14 protein-coding genes and 1 tRNA gene are annotated in these 19,141 nt (G+C 35.8%); 6 read left to right on the top strand and 9 right to left on the bottom strand.

Going from position 1 to position 19,141, the window contains the following annotated elements:
- Window positions 1-8 precede the first annotated feature (8 nt).
- The 9 genes from ACM55F_RS08720 to ACM55F_RS08680 all read right to left on the bottom strand — a co-directional run bounded on the left by ACM55F_RS08720 (window position 9) and on the right by ACM55F_RS08680 (window position 13,776).
- The gene (locus tag ACM55F_RS08720) at window positions 9-2,399 is read right to left on the bottom strand and encodes a 3-hydroxyacyl-CoA dehydrogenase/enoyl-CoA hydratase family protein (RefSeq protein ID WP_416853416.1); all 2,391 of its coding nucleotides are present in this window, start codon (window positions 2,397-2,399) and stop codon (window positions 9-11) included.
- Between the two features lie 138 nt (window positions 2,400-2,537).
- Complete coding sequence (locus tag ACM55F_RS08715) at window positions 2,538-3,017, bottom strand: MarR family winged helix-turn-helix transcriptional regulator (RefSeq protein ID WP_416853415.1); 480 nt, start codon at window positions 3,015-3,017, stop codon at window positions 2,538-2,540.
- Window positions 3,018-3,154: 137 nt separating this feature from the next.
- Window positions 3,155-3,541, bottom strand: a complete 387-nt coding sequence (locus tag ACM55F_RS08710; RefSeq protein ID WP_416853414.1) for a hypothetical protein — start codon at window positions 3,539-3,541, stop codon at window positions 3,155-3,157.
- A 163-nt stretch (window positions 3,542-3,704) separates the two neighbouring features.
- A complete protein-coding gene (locus tag ACM55F_RS08705; protein ID WP_416853413.1) occupies window positions 3,705-4,757 on the bottom strand; it encodes a proline iminopeptidase-family hydrolase in 1,053 nt (350 codons plus the stop codon).
- 24 nt (window positions 4,758-4,781) lie between these two features.
- Window positions 4,782-6,557 (bottom strand): AMP-dependent synthetase/ligase, encoded by a 1,776-nt coding sequence (locus tag ACM55F_RS08700; RefSeq protein WP_416853412.1) that lies wholly within the window; start codon window positions 6,555-6,557, stop codon window positions 4,782-4,784.
- Window positions 6,558-6,741: 184 nt separating this feature from the next.
- Window positions 6,742-7,179, bottom strand: a complete 438-nt coding sequence (locus ACM55F_RS08695) for a hypothetical protein (protein ID WP_416853411.1) — start codon at window positions 7,177-7,179, stop codon at window positions 6,742-6,744.
- A gap of 85 nt (window positions 7,180-7,264) precedes the next feature.
- Entirely contained in the window at window positions 7,265-8,026 is a 762-nt protein-coding gene (locus ACM55F_RS08690; protein WP_416853410.1) for a LuxR C-terminal-related transcriptional regulator, read from the bottom strand.
- Between the two features lie 189 nt (window positions 8,027-8,215).
- A complete protein-coding gene (gene purL, locus ACM55F_RS08685; protein ID WP_416853409.1) occupies window positions 8,216-11,881 on the bottom strand; it encodes a phosphoribosylformylglycinamidine synthase in 3,666 nt (1,221 codons plus the stop codon).
- A gap of 368 nt (window positions 11,882-12,249) precedes the next feature.
- On the bottom strand, window positions 12,250-13,776 hold the full coding sequence (locus tag ACM55F_RS08680) for a hypothetical protein (protein WP_416853408.1): 1,527 nt from the start codon (window positions 13,774-13,776) through the stop codon (window positions 12,250-12,252).
- 138 nt (window positions 13,777-13,914) lie between these two features.
- Between ACM55F_RS08680 and ACM55F_RS08675 the strand changes: the two genes are divergently transcribed.
- From ACM55F_RS08675 to ACM55F_RS08650, 6 genes are all read left to right on the top strand, one after another.
- Window positions 13,915-14,352: a PaaI family thioesterase gene (locus tag ACM55F_RS08675; RefSeq protein WP_416850524.1), complete on the top strand. Its 438-nt coding sequence runs from the start codon at window positions 13,915-13,917 to the stop codon at window positions 14,350-14,352.
- Entirely contained in the window at window positions 14,352-15,428 is a 1,077-nt protein-coding gene (locus ACM55F_RS08670) for a chorismate-binding protein (protein ID WP_416853407.1), read from the top strand. Before ACM55F_RS08675 ends, ACM55F_RS08670 begins: the two co-directional genes overlap by 1 nt.
- 47 nt (window positions 15,429-15,475) lie before the next feature.
- The gene (bshB1, locus tag ACM55F_RS08665; protein ID WP_416853406.1) at window positions 15,476-16,192 is read left to right on the top strand and encodes a bacillithiol biosynthesis deacetylase BshB1; all 717 of its coding nucleotides are present in this window, start codon (window positions 15,476-15,478) and stop codon (window positions 16,190-16,192) included.
- A 75-nt stretch (window positions 16,193-16,267) separates the two neighbouring features.
- Window positions 16,268-16,341, top strand: a tRNA-His gene (locus ACM55F_RS08660).
- A 309-nt stretch (window positions 16,342-16,650) separates the two neighbouring features.
- The gene (locus ACM55F_RS08655) at window positions 16,651-17,847 is read left to right on the top strand and encodes a PAS domain-containing sensor histidine kinase (RefSeq protein WP_416853405.1); all 1,197 of its coding nucleotides are present in this window, start codon (window positions 16,651-16,653) and stop codon (window positions 17,845-17,847) included.
- A 231-nt stretch (window positions 17,848-18,078) separates the two neighbouring features.
- Window positions 18,079-18,963 (top strand): sulfurtransferase, encoded by an 885-nt coding sequence (locus ACM55F_RS08650; RefSeq protein WP_416853404.1) that lies wholly within the window; start codon window positions 18,079-18,081, stop codon window positions 18,961-18,963.
- Window positions 18,964-19,141: the final 178 nt, after the last annotated feature.

Genomic DNA, 19,141 nt, shown 5'->3' with positions numbered 1-19,141 from the left:
ATTAAAAATTAATTTCTCAACGGTTTCCCTTTGGTCAACATAAACTGAATTCTCTCCAATGTTTTTCTTTCCGTACACAATGACAAGAAAGCTTCACGTTCCAAATCCAATAAATATTGTTCGGTTACTAAAGTTGGTTCTGATAAATCACCACCGGCCATAACATACGCCAGTTTGTTAGCGATTTTCTTATCGTGTTCTGATATGTATTTTCCGGCTTGCATTTGGTCGGTTCCAACAAGGAACATTCCTAAGGCTTGTTTTCCAAGAACTTTTACATCGCTTCTGCGTATTGGTTGTGTGTAACCGGCTTCTGCCATTAGTAAAGCGTGTTTTTTTGCTTCCGCAATCTGACGGTCTTTATTCACTACGATGATATCTTTTCCTTGTTGTAAAAGTCCGGTATCAAAAGCTTCATAACCTGAAGTAGAGACTTTTGCCATAGCGATTGTCAAGAAATATTCTTGCAATACGTTCAACTCCACATCGTTTTTGTGGAATAAATCGGATGCACGCAATGCCATTTCTTTCGATCCGCCACCGCCAGGAATTACTCCAACACCAAACTCCACTAATCCCATATACGTTTCGGCTGCAGCAACTACTTTATCCGCATGCAAACTCATTTCGCAACCACCGCCAAAAGTCATTCCGTGTGGCGCAACCACAACAGGAATTCCAGAATAGCGCACACGCATCATCGTTTCTTGGAACATTTTGATGGCCATGTTCAGCTCATCGTATTCTTGCTCGACTGCCATCATGAATATCATTCCGATATTGGCACCAACAGAGAAATTCGCTGCTTGATTTCCAATAACCAAACCTTGGTATTCTTTTTCAGATAAGTCGATTGCTTTATTGATAGCTGCCAAAACATCGCCACCAATCGTATTCATTTTAGACTGGAATTCTAAATTCAAAATTCCATCTCCTAAATCTTGTATAATCGCTCCACTATTGCTCCATACTTTTTTGCTTTCGCGTATGTTGTTCAAGATGATAAAGGCATCCTGACCAGGAACTTTAGCTTGCGATTTGGTTGGAATGTTATAGAAAAAAGTAGCTCCTTCTTTAATAGTATAGAAACTAGAACTTTCTGAAGCCAACATATCATTCACCCAAGCAGCTGGCGCTAAACCTTCGGCTTTCATGATTTCGATTCCTTTTTCGACACCAATGGCATCCCAAATTTCGAAAGGACCATTTTCCCATCCAAAACCGGCTTTCATGGCATCATCAATTTTATATAATTCATCTGTGATTTCAGGAATTCTGTTGGATACATAAGCAAACATTCCTGCAAAACTTTTTCTGTAGAATTCTCCCGCTTTGTCTTTTCCTTTTACCAAAACTTTGAAACGGTCAATAGGTTTATCAATCGTTTTTGTAAGTTCTAATGTCGCAAATGAAGCTTTTTTAGCCGGACGGTATTCCAAAGTATCTAAATCCAAAGACAAAATATCCTTGTCGATTTTTTTATAAAAACCTTGACCTGTTTTGCTTCCAAACCATTGCTTCTCCATCATTTTGTTGACAAAATCCGGTAGTTTAAACAAATCATGTTGTTCGTCATTTGGGCAGTTTTCATAAATTCCGTTGGCAACATGTACCAAAGTATCCAATCCAACTACGTCAACCGTTCTGAAAGTAGCCGATTTTGGACGACCAATAACTGGACCAGTCAATTTATCCACTTCTTCAATTGTCAATCCCATTTCTTTTACCAAATGAAACAAACTCTGAATCCCGTAAATCCCGATTCGGTTACCAATAAACGCCGGAGTATCTTTGGCAACGACCGAAGTTTTGCCTAAAAATTTCTCCCCATATATAGTGAGAAAATCTAAAACTTCAGTTGAAGTTTGCGGACCAGGAATGATTTCGAATAATTTTAAATAACGCGCAGGGTTAAAAAAGTGTGTCCCACAGAAATGCTTTTGGAAATCGTCACTTCTTCCTTCATTCATAAAGTGAATTGGAATTCCCGAGGTATTTGAAGTAACTAAAGTTCCCGGTTTTCTGAATTTTTCAATTTGTTCAAAAACTAATTTTTTAATGTCTAAACGTTCCACCACCACTTCAATAATCCAATCAACAGCAGCGATTTTCGCCATGTCATCAGTCGTATTTCCCGTAGTGATTCTGCTGGCAAATTTCTGATTGTAAATAGGGGATGGTTTCGATTTTAAAGAATTGGTCAAATGCTCATTCACCAATCGGTTTCTGACAATTTTGCTTTCTAAAGTAAGGCCTTTTTTAGTTTCAGCTTCGGTGAGTTCTCTTGGAATAATGTCCAAAAGTAAAACTTCAACTCCAATGTTGGCAAAATGGCAAGCAATTCCTGAGCCCATAATTCCGGACCCAATTACTGCAACTTTTTTAATTGTGCGTTTCATACGTAGTTATTATTTGTTTTTTAAAGGAATATGGTATCGCCATTTTTAATTATTGATTATTTTTTTGAATCGTGGCGATTTCATACGTAGTTTTTATTTATTTTTTTAGGAATATGCTATCGCCATGCTGCATTAATTTTAATGTTTTTGAATCTTGGCGATGTCATCATTACTGTTTTCTTGTTGATTAAATATATTTTTATCTTGAATTAATTCATTGATCGTTTCGGCCACTTCAATAAAATGCTGCAGTTTCTCTTCAGAAATGTGGTTTCTCACGGTTTCATTGAATTTCAAAACGGTATTTTTTGATAATTCTCTTTTCTCTTTACCAAAATCGGTCAGGTAAATCAAAACGCCGCGACCATCATAAGGATTTTTCTTCCGGATAATTAAACCTTTATCTTCCATTGATTTTAAGGTTCTGGTCAGACTTGTCGCTTCCATACCCATTTTTGGACCTAAGGCGGTAGAAGGTGTGCCTTTTTCTTTATCCATACTCAGCAGGGTAAAACCTGTTGCCATGGTTGCACCATACTTGGAAGCTTCTTCATTGTACATTCTGGAGACTGCTTGCCAAGTCGCTCTTAAAATATAATCTATTGTTTTATCTTTCATATCTCTAACTATATCGATTTCAAATATAATAAAAAAATACTATGCATGCATAATAAGTTTGATTATTTTTTTGTGATTTTTTGTTTAAACCAAAAAACTCCTCATTTTGTGAGGAGTTTTTTGTGCGTTTTTATATTTTATTTTAGTTTCCCATTAACAAGTGCAATTGTGGCACCAACTAATGCTGACATTACGATAGTGATTACAATATCTAACCCCATGGTTTGATAATTGATTTCGCTTGTCATAGAATTCATAAAGAAATTACTGTAAAGGCCAAAAAACAATCCAATGACTGCGCCGGACATAAAACCAGTAACTACATTTGAAATCCCTGCCCATTTTATAAAGATGTAAGAGACGAAAAATCCAAAAGTCATGCATCCTAAAAATATGAATAGCATGTTTTCATTTCCAGTGGTCTGAAATGCATCTTTAAATAGAATTCCATACAACAACCATCCTAAAAGGAAGTAGGTTATACCGCCTACAATACCTGAAACTAAAAAATTTTTCACATTCATAATGTTTGGTTTTATTGGTTAACATAATAAAGGTATTAAAAAATAACAAAACAACGGCTAAAGTGTTAAATAACAAATGAATGTGAAAAATTTGGAAATGTTCTTGTTTTAGATTTAAAAAAACATCAGCTCTTGATCAGTTTATGATTATTTCTAATAAAGTTTACCCTTTCTTAAACTCCCCATTATCCACATCTTTCAAGAACTTGATTACGCCTGGGAAATAGGTTTTGGGATCATCGTATTGCGAGAGGTGGCTTCCGTTAGGACAAAACAAAAAACGTCCGTTTTGCACTTCGTGGGCAATCCATTTCATGTGTTCGGGATCCATCGTGTCGTATTTTGAACCAATACTCAGTGTAGGAACCGTCAGGGTTTTTAGTCTAGCTTTGACATCCCAATTTTTTAGTGTTGCGTTTCCAGTGATGCCAAATTCACTATGGCCTTGCATATACACATATACATTAGGATTGATGTGCTTGAAACATCTGTTGATGGATTCCGGCCATTTCTCTAGTGGCATTCTTAAAATATGTTCCGTGTAGTAATATTTGAATAGTAATTCGCTGTATTTTGGATTATCAAAATCATTGTTCTTCTCAATATCCTGCAATTGTTTTAGAATTTTCGGATCCATTTGTGGTGCGAGAACGTCTTTTGCGTAGGCATTATATTCCGCTGCGCTCGCCATCATATTGGAGATAATCAAGCCTTTTAGATTTTTTTGGTATTTCAAAGCGTATTCCATAGCGAGAATTCCACCCCAAGATTGTCCCATCAGGTAAAAGTTGGAACTGTCTAAATCTAATGCAATGCGCACTTGCTCGACTTCCTCCACAAAACGGGCATTGGTCCACAAGCTGTTGTCATTGGGTTGGTCGCTGTAATAGGAACCCAATTGGTCGTAATAAATATATTCAATGCTTTCGTTAGGGAAATACCCGTCAAAAGATTCGTATAATTCATGCGTCAATCCAGGTCCGCCGTGCAAGAGCAACACTTTTATTTTCGGATTGTTGCCCACTCGTTTTGTCCAAACGTTGAAAGTGCCTTTTGGTGTTTTAATCGGAATCATTTTGATACCGCCAGTAAGTTGGTCGTCCCTTTTAGAGAAATCTAAATAATTTGCTTTTATGGAATCTTCCTTTGGCTTTTCTTGGCAATTAGAAAAAAAGAATACGCTTATAACGGAGCAAATTAGGACTTTTAGTTTCATGTTCTATATGGATTTTATGAAATGCTAACCGTAGATTTTATGAAATAAATCGATGTATTTATCCATCACTATTTTTCGTTTCAGTTTTAGCGTAGGAGTCAATTGTCCGCCTTCAATAGACCATAAATCAGGAGTTAGCTCAAAACGTTTGATTTTTTCCCAACTACCAAATTTTTCATTTAAGGAATCAATCTCTTCTTGAATTCGTGCAATAACTTTTTCGTTCGATATTATTTCTTCGTTGCTTTTTCCAACATCAATTCCGTGAATAACGGCCCATTCTTTAACAAATTCAAAACTTGGCTGAATAAAAGCTGCGGGCATTTTCTGTCCGTCACCAATCACCATGATTTGCTCAATGAAACGGGACTGTTTCATCGTGTTTTCAATTAATTGAGGTGCAATATATTTTCCTCCGGATGTTTTGAACATTTCTTTTTTACGATCCGTAATTTTCAAAAACCCGTCTTTGTCAAATATTCCAATATCACCAGTGTGGAAATAGCCGTCAGTAATTACTTCATTGGTCAGTTTTTCATCTTTGTAATAGCCCATCATCACGTTTGGTCCTTTACAAAGGATTTCGCCGTCTTCGGCAATTAACACTTCTACATTATCAATTACTTTGCCTACAGTTCCTACTCTGAAACCATGATTTCTCATATCATTAACGGAGATTACCGGAGAAGTTTCCGTCAAACCGTAGCCTTCCATCACCGGAATTTCGGCAGCAGCAAAAATTCGGGCTAATCTGGGTTGTAAGGCGGCACTTCCGGAAACCATCAAATCAAGATTTCCACCCAAACCTTCTTTCCATTTGCTGAAAATCAGTTTGCGGGCAATTTTAAGTTGGAATTCATACCAAGCACCATTTTTGCCATAAGGCTCATAGATTAATCCTAAATCAATCGCCCAAAAGAATAGTTTCTTTTTGATGCCTGTTAATTCAGTTCCTTTGGCGTAAATTTTGTCATATACTTTCTCCAAAAGTCTTGGAACAGCTGTGATTACTGTTGGTTTTACTTCTTTGATATTATCACTGATTTTATCAATTGATTCGCCAAAATATACTGAAACTCCGTAATATTGGTATAAATACAAAATCATTCTTTCAAAAATATGGCAAACAGGAAGAAAGCTCAAGGCACGGGTTTTTCCGGCTTCAAAAGGAATTCTTGAGGCGCTGTCCAACACGTTAGAGACAATATTTTTATGCGAAAGCATAACTCCTTTTGGCTTTCCTGTAGTTCCCGAAGTATAAATTATAGTCGCTAAATCTTCCGTTTTTACGTTGTTTTTACGATTTTCAACTTCACTTTGATTGCCTGTATCTACACCAAGAATCAATAATTCATTCCAGTTTTTACAACCTTCAATTTCGTTGAAGGAATAGACTTCTTTGACGTAAGGAATTTTATCCCGAATTAAATTTACTTTTCGAAGCACTTCTGCATCGGATACAAAACAATAAATAGCACCAGAATGATTTAAGATATATTCATAATCATCTTCGGAAATTGTTGGGTAAATAGGAACGGTTTGCGCACCAGTTTGCAAAACACCAATATCCATAATGTTCCATTCGGTTCTATTATTAGTAGAAATAATGGCAATTTTGTCGTCTTTTTGAACGTTCATTCTTAAGAGCGCTCTCGATACAGCATTGGCTTTAGCGATGTATTCTTGAGTAGATGTTTTTATCCAAACCCCATTTTGCTTTGTTGTTAAAGCATCTGAAATTGAAGTATATTTATCTTGCTGATAATAGGGGAAATCAAAAAGTCTGGTTATAGAAGTCATTATTCTGAAGTTGAATTTTATCGCAAATTAATTAAAAATTAATGATAATTATTATTTTTCAAAAAATTAAATAGAAATTAAACCAGAATTATTTCATTTGACGAAATCGTTTTCTTTAAATTAACATTAAAAGGTTGATTTTAAGTTAAAATAGTACTTGTGCATGGATTTACTAATTAATAGATTACTCTACATAGTCTTTGCTTCTTTCTCCTAAGATGAACATTTTCTTTTTTTGAAAATGGATTGAAAAATGGGAGTTTCTCCAGTCTTCTTTAGCGTCTATTTCTGAATTTGCTTCTTTACTTTTATACCAAAGCGAGTATACCGCATAATTAAATCCTTTTTGGTATTTTGGAGTCCCATCTTCAAAACATTCCATTCCCCAAACGATAGTTGTTTTTGATAAATCATGCAATTGAAAAATACCGGTTCCATCAGGGGCTAATTGTACAAGAGGTTCTGTCAGGCCTTCAAAGAGATAAGTGCCGGTTATAGGATAATCTATGTTTGTGGTAATATAATGGATTCCGTCTTTGGTAATAATTTTTTCTACGTTCTGGGCATAAGAATGCGTTACAGATAGAAATAGGGTGAAAAATAGTAAATTTAGGGATTTCATTATTGTAGGTTATTTATGTTTATTGAATAGCTAAAAGTAAGAGCATGCTTTTTAGAAAATCTAATATAAAAATTGTTATAAGAATTTATAATAAGCCTTGTAATGTACTTTTTCTAATTAATTGGGCAGTATTTCTAGAGCTGGATTTCTTTAAAATATTTTTGCGATGCTGTTTTACGGTATTAACACTGATAAAAAGTGTATTGGCAATTTCATTGTTATCAAAACCTTCTGCAATTAGCTTAATGATATCAATTTCTCTTTTTGAAAATTCTGTAAAGGATTGGGTATCTTCAAAAACATCAATATTCATATAGGAGGGTTCGCCCTTTAACCCTATCATGGAATATTGATAGGTATTATTTTTGGTCAAATGATCGATTCTGGTATGAATATTCAGTGATTTTCCAAATCCGCCTTTTGGATCTAAAGTAAGTATAATGGCTTGATGATTGAGCATGCAATACTCCCCATTTTTCATTCGACTTCTAAAACTGTAATTCATTTTATAGTTAGTCAATTTTTCCGGACCTATAGTGGTATAAAAAAAATTAAGTATTGAAGCTTCGGCTTTTACTATGAAGTCAATATCGTCAGGATGTATTGTTCCAAGAATATCATTAAAACATACGGTTTCCGGGTCAAATCCGTGAATATCAGTTATAGCTGGACTAATGTTAGATAAAGACATGTCATAAAAATCAATGATGTAAAAATAAAACGGACCAGTGCTTATTATTGAACTGGCAATTTCGTCAAACTTTATTTGTGGCAATAAAGTATTCTCGTTGGCTCTTTTTTGAGTACTAATCCAAACCGAATGAAGTTTTTGTAATTCTTGGGTCATGTCTTAGGCTTTTAACATAAAATTTTATTAAAAATACAATTATTTTTACAATTTAAAGAAAAATAAATGAGGTTTTAGTAGGGAATGATACTGAAATTTTCAAATTTCAGTATTGTGAATTTTTATTTACTAACAAAAAAAGCGCTCACCAAAGGCGAACGCTTTTATAAATTTCAAATAAATTTTCGATTATTTTTTATCCATCCATTTTCTGGCATTGACAAAAGCTTCATGCCAAGGCGAAACTTCATCGTCTCTGTCTTTTGGATAATGTGCCCAGTTCCATTGGAACGTTGAACGCTCAATGTGAGGCATCATCACCAAGTGACGTCCTGTTTTATCGCATAGCATCGCAACATCAAAATGAGAACCGTTTGGATTAGCAGGATAGCCTTCATAGGCATATTTAGAAACAATATTATAATTTTCTTCACCCATTGGTAAGTTAAATTTCCCTTCTCCATGCGAAACCCAAACTCCAAGTGTACTTCCTGCTAATGAAGAAAGCATCACTGAATTGTTTTCCTGTACGGTTACTGATGTAAAAATACTTTCGTGTTTGTTACTTTCGTTATGCAACATTTTTCCGTGTACTTCATGTTCGGGATTAATTACTTCTAATTCCATGAACAATTGGCAACCATTACAAATTCCAACAGACAACGTGTCTTCTCTTTTAAAGAAATTATCTAAAGCTGTTTTTGCCTTTTCATTGTATAAAAATGCTCCGGCCCAACCTTTGGCAGAACCTAAAACATCTGAATTGGAGAATCCACCAACAGCCCCGATAAACTGAATATCTTCAAGCGTTTCACGACCTGAAATCAAATCGGTCATGTGAACGTCTTTTACATCAAAACCGGCTAAGTACATCGCATTTGCCATTTCACGCTCCGAGTTACTTCCTTTTTCACGGATGATAGCTGCTTTTGGACGTGGTTTAGAATTGTCGATAACTGGTTTTTTTCCTGTAAAATGTGCAGGGAAAGTATAGTGTAAAGCTTGATTTTTATAATTGTCGAAACGCTGTTGTGCCGTTCCGTTCTTCGATTGTTTTTGGTCTAATAAAAACGAAGTTTTGAACCAAACATCTCTGTATTTAGCAATGTCTAATTTGCAAGGACCAAAATCCAAAGTTGCTTCATTAGTAGCAGTTCCTAATTTATAGAAAGAAACGTTAGTTGCGTTTAATTTAGATTCCACTTCAGCATCCGATTTTGCTTGGAAAACAATTCCAATATTTTCAGCAAAAAGATATTTGATAATATCTTTTTCTTCGAAAACAGAGAAATCTATTTTAGCTCCCAAATTCACATCGGCAAAACACATTTCCAACAAAGTAGTAATCAATCCACCACTTCCAATGTCGTGTCCTGCAAGGATATTGTTGGCTGAAATTAATTCTTGAATTGTATTGAATGCTCTTTTGAAAAATGCAGCGTCTTTAATGGTTGGCACTTCATTTCCAATGGTATTCAACGTTTGTGCAAACGAGGAACCGCCTAATTTGAAATCATCTTGTGACAAATTGATGTAATAAATAGAACCGCTCCCGACGCCTCGGGATTTTTGTAGAACTGGCTCCACTACTTTTCTAATGTCGGTACAATTTCCACCTGCCGAAATAATTACCGTTCCCGGCGCAATTACTTCTTCATTTGGATATTTTTGTTTCATTGAAAGTGAATCTTTTCCTGTTGGAATATTGATTCCCAATTCGATTGCAAAATCGGAACAACCTTGTACTGCTGCATACAAACGCGCATCTTCCCCTTCGTTTTTACAGGCCCACATCCAGTTGGCCGAAAGGGAAATCCCATCTAAACCATCTTTTATTGGAGCCCAAACAATGTTAGACAATGCTTCTGCAATAGCCGTTCTGCTTCCCGCAACAGGATCAATTAATGCTGCAACAGGAGAGTGACCAATCGAAGTTGCAATTCCTTCTATTCCTTGGTAATCTAAGGCCATTACACCACAATTGTTTAATGGCAATTGCAATGGACCCGCACATTGTTGTTTGGCAACTTTACCACCCACACAACGGTCTACTTTGTTTGTCAACCAGTCTTTACAAGCAACCGCTTCCAGTTGAAGTACTTGCTCTAAATACGTGGAGATATTTTTCACAGTATACTCTAAATCTGCATAGTTTCTTTCAATAGTTTTGTCCGTCATCACCACTTTTGGAGAACTTCCAAAAAAGTCTTCCAAGGCAAAATCCATTGGTTTAGCGCCAGTTGATTTTGATTCGAAAGTAAAACGGTGATCTCCGGTTACATCTCCCACTTGATACATTGGTGAACGTTCCCGGTCGGCAATTTTTTGCAATAAATCGATATTTTCCTTACCAATAACCAATCCCATTCTTTCCTGGGATTCGTTACCAATTATTTCTTTTGCCGAAAGGGTAGGGTCTCCCACAGGCAATTTATCTAAATCAATTAATCCACCGGTATCTTCCACTAATTCCGAAAGACAGTTTAAATGCCCCCCAGCTCCGTGATCGTGAATAGAGACAATTGGATTGATATCGCTTTCTACCAAACCACGAATGGCATTGGCAGCACGTTTTTGCATTTCCGGGTTCGAACGTTGGATTGCGTTCAATTCAATTCCGGAACTGAAAGCGCCTGTGTCTGCTGAAGAAACTGCAGCTCCACCCATTCCGATTCTGTAATTTTCCCCACCAAGGATAACAATTTTATCACCTGTTTGTGGTTTTTTCTTAATTGCCTGATCTAATTTTCCGTAACCAATTCCACCCGCCTGCATAATCACTTTGTCGAAACCTAGTTTGCGAGCGTCTTCTTCGTGTTCGAAAGTCAGAATAGAACCTGTAATTAATGGTTGTCCAAATTTATTTCCAAAATCAGAAGCTCCGTTGGATGCTTTGATCAAAATATCCATTGGGGTTTGATACAACCATTTTCTTTCGGTCATACCGTTTTCCCAAGGTCTGTTTTCCTCTAAACGAGAGTATGACGTCATGTAAACTGCCGTTCCTGCCATTGGCAACGAACCTTGTCCACCTGCTAAACGGTCACGGATTTCTCCACCAGAACCTGTTGCAGCTCCGTTGAAAGGCTCTACCGTTGTTGGGAAATTGTGGGTTTCTGCTTTTAATGAAATAACCGAATCAAATTCTTTTACTTCATAAAAATCAGGCTTATCAGCACTTTTTGGAGCAAATTGTTGTACACGCGGCCCTTTTACAAAAGCAACGTTATCTTTGTAAGCCGAAACAATACCGTTCGGGTTTTCCTGAGATGTTTTCTTGATTAATTTGAATAAAGAAGATTCTTTTTCTTCTCCATCAATTATAAATTTTCCGTTGAAAATCTTGTGGCGACAGTGTTCCGAATTGGCTTGTGAGAAACCAAAAATTTCAGAATCCGTTAGTTTTCGTCCTAATTTAATCGCTAAATTATCCAAGTATTCTACTTCTTCCGGACTTAAAGACAATCCTTCTTTTTTATTGTAGGAAGCGATATCATCGATGTCCAAAATAGCTTCCGGAAGTACGTTGATAGTGAAAATATCTTGATTTAACTCGGCATATTTTTGCGAAAGCATAGGGTCGAAATCAGAAAAATCAGCTGTTGCTTTGTGAAATTCTTCAATTCGGATGATTCCGGAAATTCCCATGTTTTGGGTGATTTCCACTGCATTGGTACTCCAGGGCGTTATCATAGTGGCGCGAGGACCAACAAAAAAATCCGTCAACACGGATTTTTCTATTTTATAGGAGTTGGCAAAAAGCCAGTTGAGTTTTGAAATGTCTTGAGCCGAAATTTCGTTTTGCGTTTGCACTGCAAAAACAGTTTTGCTTTGGTTTTCAAAGAAATGGATCATTGTTTTTTAGTTTGTTGTATTGCGATGCAAATTTAGTTTAAATAAATAGTACGAGCAAATGTGAAAAGCAAAGACTTTGAAAAATTAAACAAGTGAAAAGTATAACCCGAATTTACTTTGCCAGTTCACTATCGCTCGGGTCACGAATTAACACAAATTATTTTTTGACACTTTCTAATGCTTTGAAATCATGATTTTTTACAAACTTATATGTTCTTCAATATCTTATATGGTGGAAAAGTATATTAAATGAGTTGACCATATAAGAAATATAAGGGCATATCAGAAAAAAAAGGAAATTGATTTTTTTATGCCAAAAGCGTTTCAAAAGACTCTGTACGTCATAAAAAGTCCTTGTTAGAATAAAATTATTTAGGGAATGGTTTGTTTTGATATGCCCCTAAATCAGGAGGTAAAGTTCGCGTGTTTCCTATAATATCCAACGGAATCAGATATGTAGAATTCCCTTTTGCGAAAGCGGCGGAAGTCTCGTCAATATTGAATTTGTTTAGGGAAACCTTCAGGAATTTAGGGTCTTTATTTAAAATAATTGCTTTGTAATGTGCTGCATCTGTTTCAAATTGATAGTCTGGATTAGTCGTAAACTGATTGGATGTATTGTCAAACTTTAGGAGACAATTGTTGAATTGGTATACAAAAGTAGCGCCTGTTTTTTTGTTCAAAATCATTTCATTCGAGTATGAACCGTAAATAATACAATTATTGAATGTTGCTTCGGTCAAGTCTTTTACTTCCGGAACTTCCCCCAAAATGTAATTGCTCACCAAAACCGCCACTTGTTCCGAGCTATTCCAGTTGTTGTTGAACGTACAATGGGTAAAGTTATAATTCCCGCCATATGAGCAAGCTAAACTGGCTTGTCCTGCATTGTTGATAACCATATTTTCTCCATTTATTTTTGCGGTCTGCGCCAAAATCCCATAATTAGCTGAATTATAGATTTGCGTATTTTTTATAGTGGTAGTCGTTCCGTCATTATTTTGAATCAGTAACCCTATAGTTCCATTTTTGATCGTAGCATGATTCAATTGATTATTGGTGCTGCCATTCGTAAGCCATATTGTTCCCCATTGTCCCGGAACATCTGAATATTCGGGTTCTAAACGATCGCCTTCAAAAATGACTTCTTTTTCCAATTTATCTGTTGTAGATGCGGCTCCATTTATATGTATCGACGCATTATTGGATACGATAAGACCGGAATTAGCATGAAAATGAACTCTGGAACCCGCATCAAAAGTTACCGTTTTCCCAGAAGGAACGGCGGCGTAACCATAAATAACATACGGTTTTGTATTGGTGAACTGCAATTCATTACCATTTACGGGATCATTTACATCGAGATAAAAACCATCAATTTTTTCTTCGCCAATGGGAAGTGTTTCTGTGGTTCCGTCAGCAAAGCGTTTTGGATACAGAAAAACAGCGTCCTGAATGAGCGTCACTAATGCTACTTTTTGCAAATTTTCACCACCATCAAACTGAATTTGGTCGGTGTATAGAAAGTCAGTTGGGTTGGCATCGGCAATATTAGCGGTGGTTTCTATGAAAATATACAAACTGTCTTTGGCTAGAAGATCCACATTATTGAATATTTTTCCATTTGTTCCCTGCATTCCATCGACTGTCATTCTATATTTAGAACTCAACCCTTTTCCTAATTTTATGGTTGGAATGGTGATGTCATTTTTGCTGTGATTGTATACTTTAAGTCGGTACGTGCTGGAACCTATGTTTGTAAAAACGGTGTCTAAGTATATGGTGTCTTTCGAAAAGGTCAAATCTCCCGTGCTGGCTACGGTCTCAAAATCAGAACGACAAGCGCAAACAGATACCAATATTCCAATAAAAAACAATAAAGTTATGGTACGCATTTCGTTAGTTTTTTTGTAAAAATAGGGAAAATCTTATTTGATTGGAAACGATTTTCAAATTTGAATTTAGAATAACAATTGCATTTGCTATTTTGTAACTCATCTTTTATTTAATTTTACATTTTTAAAGCCAAAAATATGACATTCGACAAAGAAAAAATCCTTCAATATTGCAATCAAATTTCAAAAAACACACTGATGCAAACCCTGAATATTGAATATACTGATGCAGGAGAAGATTATTTAGTGGCTACGATGCCGGTAAATCCATCAGTGCATCAACCTTTTGGATTATTACATGGAGGCGCTTCGGTTGCTTTGGCCGAAAGTGTGGGAAGTGCCGCATCGTTGTTGTATGTAAATTCAGAACACAGTGAAGTGCGCGGAATTGAAATATCAGCGAATCATTTGAAAGCAAAACGAGACGGAATTGTAACTGCAACGGCAAGAATAGTTCACAAGGGGAGAAGCATTCATCTTTGGGAAATACGGATTACGGATGAAAAAGATAATTTGATTTCGCTTTGTAAATTGACGAATATGGTTTTGCCAAAAAGAAAAAGTGAAGACAAATAATGGACGTAATTTTAGATAAAGCCAAAAATCAATTAGAGCAAAATTTACCTTTTGTATTGTATTGCAAGCCCAATTCAGATATGATAATTGGACTTTTTCAGCAGAATGATGAATTGTATAAAGTAAATGATTTTAGCGAAAAAGGCTTTGTTTTTGCTTCTTTTGATGGCAATCAAACCTATTTAATTCCTGAAAATCAGTCTGAAATAGTTGGTGTTATTTGGGACAAAAAAAAAGGTGACGTTCTTGAAAGGGAATTTAAGGAGCCAAATGAAGCAACCAAAAATAATTTTGAAAGATTAGTTGCCAAAGGAATTCAAGCCATTGAAAATGGCGAATTCAAGAAAGTGGTTGTATCCCGAAAAGAAACTGTTGATTTGGTTGATTTTGATTTGGCCACAGTATTCGAAAAGTTGGTTCGGTTGTATCCCGCTACTTTTGTGTATTGTTTTTATCATCCAAAAGTAGGAATCTGGTTCGGCGCTACACCCGAGCAATTATTAAAAGCCAATGTGAATGTATTTGAAACAATGGCTTTGGCAGGAACTCAAAAGGATAGTGGCTCGGGGGAAATAGTTTGGGAAAAAAAAGAGAAAGAAGAGCAGCAATATGTTACGGATTATATAGTTTCAGTCTTGCAAGGCGTTGCTTTGGAAGTTTCGGTTACCAAACCCTACAGCGTCAAAGCGGGAAGCGTTTGGCATATAAAAACGGATATTTGGGGAGTATTGAATTCGAACTCCAGTTTGCAGCAAGTAATCAATTTATTGCATCCCACGCCGGCAGTTTGTGGTTTGCCAAAAGATCAATCTAAAGCTTTTATTTTAGAAAATGAAAATTACGACAGGAGTTTTTATACTGGTTTTTTAGGGGAGTTGAACAGCAGTTTTGCAACAGATTCGGTTAGCTCTGATTTGTTTGTAAATTTGCGTTGTATGCAAATTGAGGTTGCTTCGGAACTCGCAATGACCAAGGCGTATTTGTATATGGGTTGCGGCATCACAAAAGACAGTGTACCGGAAAAAGAGTGGAGCGAAAGTATCAATAAATCAATGACGATGAAAAAGGTATTGTAGATTAAAGTTTACAGGAAACAGATAAAAGAATAGTAATAATGAAAAATATGAAATTAGACATACTTGCTTTTGGTGCGCATCCTGATGATGTCGAATTAGGTTGTTCGGGAACTATCCTAAAAGAAATCTCCTTAGGGAAAACCGTCGGAATCGTTGATTTGACCCGTGGTGAATTAGGAACGCGTGGTTCGGCTGAAATTAGAGATGAGGAAGCAAATGCTGCCGCAAAAATTCTGGGTGTTTCGGTACGGGAAAATTTGGAAATGCGTGATGGTTTTTTTGTAAATGACGAAAAACACCAATTGGAAATCATAAAAATGATTCGCAAGTATAAACCCGAAATTGTATTGTGTAATGCCATTGATGACCGTCATATCGATCATGGAAAGGGAAGTAAATTGGTTTCGGATGCTTGTTTTTTATCGGGATTACGAAAAATAGAAACTACAGTTAATGGAGAAAATCAAGTTGCCTGGAGACCAAAATTAGTGTATCATTACATTCAGTGGAAAAACATAGCACCTGATTTTGTTGTCGATATTACAGGTTTTACCGATAAGAAAATTGAATCTATTTTGGCTTATCGTTCGCAGTTTTATGATTCAAATTCCAAAGAACCGGAATCCCCAATAACGAGTAAGAACTTCTTTGAGAGCCTGAATTACCGTTCACAGGATTTAGGAAGGCTTGTAGGAGTCGATTATGCGGAAGGTTTTACGGTTGAAAGATATTTGGCAGTCAATAGCTTAGCAGATTTGATATAATTTTGCTGTAATTTTTTAAAAAAATTATTTGCAGAAGTAAACTTATGTTGTATATTTGCCACCGCTAAGCAAATGGTGGTTGTAGCTCAGCTGGTTAGAGCATCGGTTTGTGGTACCGAGGGTCGCCGGTTCGAACCCGGTCATCCACCCAGAAAGTAAAAGCCTCGAAGAAATTCGAGGCTTTTTTTGTGGGATAAACTTTCGTGGGATTGCCCGTTTTATTTATTGGCTTGAATATTGTAAAAGGGAATAGTATCGCAGTGAAATCAAAGAAGTTATTTAGGATTTCACAATCGAAGAAATTAAGGCAATAACTTTTCGACCATACATTCCTGGTTTTGGGGATGTATTATTTGTTTTACTTTCATCGTATTTTTTTTGTGTATCTTTGAAAGCATTATATAGATAAATCAACCGAAAATAAGTTTTAAAATTTTAAATATTATTTACATAATTTAATGGAAAACGAGCAAATTAATTCTAAAATTCTTAAAAGTAATTACATTCCAACTGCCGAATTTTATAGCCAGATAATTGACAGCTTACAAGATTACTCCATTTTTACTATTGATAATGAATTTATAATAAACAGCTGGAGTTCAGGGGCAACAAAAATTTTTGGTTATGAACCGGATGAAATTATTGGAAAACATTTTGATATAATTTTTACAGCGGAAGATATAAAAAAAGGTATTCCTAAAAATGAAATTGAAACTGCATTAAAAGAGGGAAGAGCAACGGATAATAGATGGCATATTTGTAAAGACAAATGTGAATTTTATGCTTATGGTTTAGTTTTTCCACTTACTGGGATAGATGGAGAGATGCTAGGATATGTTAAAATCCTACGCGACTTAACGGAAAGAAAGAAATCAGAAGATGCTATAAAAAAATATGTAAAAGACCTTGAAGATCTAAATACGCATAAAGAAAGTGTTCTTGCCATACTTTCGCATGATTTGAGAAGTCCATTATCCAGTATTATTGCTACTACAGGATATTTGAAATCAAATTTTGAAAGAATGGATCCAAGCACAGTTAAGGAAATGCTTGAGCTCCTTTACAAAGCCTCAATTGATGAGTTAAACATGTTAGACTACTTAGTCGAGTGGGCAAGAATAAAATATGCTGCGGAAGTATTTTCTCCAAGAAAAATTGAACTGGTTCAGTATGTCCAAAAAGTTTTTGATACTTTAAATGATACCGCTTCTTTAAATACAATAAATCTTCATCATGAAATTGATGAGAATACTAAAGTCTTTGCTGATGGAAAAATGTTACTTTCCGTTATCCAAAATATAGTTTCTAATGCGATTAAGCATTCACTACCTGGAGGGAAAATTGTGGTTTCAGCAAAAATTAAAGATGATAAAATTATAGTTCAGATAAAAGATTCCGGTGTTGGTATGTCTAAAGAAATCCAAGACAAACTTTTTACGCCACAAATGAATATACTTTCAAAAGCAAGGACAGAAAATAAAGGTGCAGGTATAGGATTATTATTAGTGAAAGGGTTTTTAGAAAAAAATGGTGGGGAAATATGGGTAGAAAGTATAGAAGGAGAAGGTTCCTCTTTTTATTTTACATTGCCAATGGAGAAACCATTGAACAAAATAGATAGTGCTGATAAAATTGAGTTTGATGAAAGCGCTTAGATAATGATTCTAAAGTTGAAACATAAAGGATGTGACAGCTATTCAATAAAAGATAACTTTAAAGCCCACATTAGTGGGCTTTTTTTATGGAGTAAATAATTTCTCTAGTGTTTTTTTTTTGGATTTAATTGCTGTTTTGAGGATTGTAAATAATAACATAAATTAGCAGTACTTAAAAGCTGTTGCTAGTTTGTATCTGTCATAAATTAAGCTGTTTATGAATAAAGATATATGACACTAATTATAAAATTAAGAAATATGCCTCAAGACATCTCACCAATTATAAAGCCTGATGAACTAATAAAACTGAACCATAACATTGCGTTAATTCTTATTGATGCCAGTAACGGTAATGGTGCTAAAGAAAATTATAATGTCGAACATTTAGATGGTGCATTGTATGTTGATTTAAACACGCAGTTAGCCAATATAAACGCAGATGTATCGATAGGAGGCAGGCATCCTTTGCCTACACTTGAACAATTTTCTGAAACTTTAATGAGTCTTGGCATAACGCCTACGAGTCACGTAGTGGTTTATGATGATAAAAATGGTTCGAATGCAGCTGCGCGGTTTTGGTGGATGCTAAATTCTGCTGGGCACCAGAAAGTTCAGGTGTTGGATGGAGGATTTCAAGCGGCTATTAAAGCTGGATTTCCAACAAACTCAAAAATAGAAATCCCATTGAAAAAGGAACCGTATAAAATTGAAAATTGGTTGTTGCCGTTAGCTGATATTTACGAAATTGATAAAGTAGCACAAGACACGGATTTTCTGGTTGTAGATGTGCGGGATGAAGAACGATATAATGGGGAGAAAGAACCTATCGATTTAGTTGCAGGACATATTCCGGGTGCCATAAATATCCCTTTTACCACTAATTTAGATTCTAATGGGTTTTTCTTATCACCGGAAGAATTGAAGAATAATTATTTAAAAGAATTTGAAGATAAGGCAGCTAAAAATGTTATCGTTCATTGTGGTTCCGGTGTAACAGCCTGCCATACGCTTTTGGCAATTGCTTATGCAGGTCTAGAAATCCCAAAATTGTATGTTGGTTCTTGGAGTGAGTGGTCCAGAAATAATCGACCAACTGCGACTTCGAAGAAAAAGTAGCGGATTGTTTTCAGTATGTGTAAACAAAACAATAGCTTTGAATTCCTTCAAAGCTATTGCTGTAGTGTGCCCAGCATGGGCGGTAACTCTAGGGTGCAAGTCCCGAACACGCCTTTACAGTGGGAAGTGTTAGCTAAATGCAAGGGTGTCCACTGTGAAGTGGAATCTGAAGGAAGCA

The organism is Flavobacterium melibiosi (genome assembly GCF_048158545.1).
Lineage (GTDB): Bacteria > Bacteroidota > Bacteroidia > Flavobacteriales > Flavobacteriaceae > Flavobacterium > Flavobacterium melibiosi.
This window is presented reverse-complemented; position numbering and strand designations above follow the sequence as displayed.

Coding starts and splice junctions, on each gene's coding strand:
- ACM55F_RS08720 (WP_416853416.1), bottom strand. CDS start 2,399: ATGAAACGCACAATTAAAAAAGTTGCAGTAATTGGGTCCGGAATTATG.
- ACM55F_RS08715 (WP_416853415.1), bottom strand. CDS start 3,017: ATGAAAGATAAAACAATAGATTATATTTTAAGAGCGACTTGGCAAGCA.
- ACM55F_RS08710 (WP_416853414.1), bottom strand. CDS start 3,541: ATGAATGTGAAAAATTTTTTAGTTTCAGGTATTGTAGGCGGTATAACC.
- ACM55F_RS08705 (WP_416853413.1), bottom strand. CDS start 4,757: ATGAAACTAAAAGTCCTAATTTGCTCCGTTATAAGCGTATTCTTTTTT.
- ACM55F_RS08700 (WP_416853412.1), bottom strand. CDS start 6,557: ATGACTTCTATAACCAGACTTTTTGATTTCCCCTATTATCAGCAAGAT.
- ACM55F_RS08695 (WP_416853411.1), bottom strand. CDS start 7,179: ATGAAATCCCTAAATTTACTATTTTTCACCCTATTTCTATCTGTAACG.
- ACM55F_RS08690 (WP_416853410.1), bottom strand. CDS start 8,026: ATGACCCAAGAATTACAAAAACTTCATTCGGTTTGGATTAGTACTCAA.
- purL (WP_416853409.1), bottom strand. CDS start 11,881: ATGATCCATTTCTTTGAAAACCAAAGCAAAACTGTTTTTGCAGTGCAA.
- ACM55F_RS08680 (WP_416853408.1), bottom strand. CDS start 13,776: ATGCGTACCATAACTTTATTGTTTTTTATTGGAATATTGGTATCTGTT.
- ACM55F_RS08675 (WP_416850524.1), top strand. CDS start 13,915: ATGACATTCGACAAAGAAAAAATCCTTCAATATTGCAATCAAATTTCA.
- ACM55F_RS08670 (WP_416853407.1), top strand. CDS start 14,352: ATGGACGTAATTTTAGATAAAGCCAAAAATCAATTAGAGCAAAATTTA.
- bshB1 (WP_416853406.1), top strand. CDS start 15,476: ATGAAATTAGACATACTTGCTTTTGGTGCGCATCCTGATGATGTCGAA.
- ACM55F_RS08655 (WP_416853405.1), top strand. CDS start 16,651: ATGGAAAACGAGCAAATTAATTCTAAAATTCTTAAAAGTAATTACATT.
- ACM55F_RS08650 (WP_416853404.1), top strand. CDS start 18,079: ATGACACTAATTATAAAATTAAGAAATATGCCTCAAGACATCTCACCA.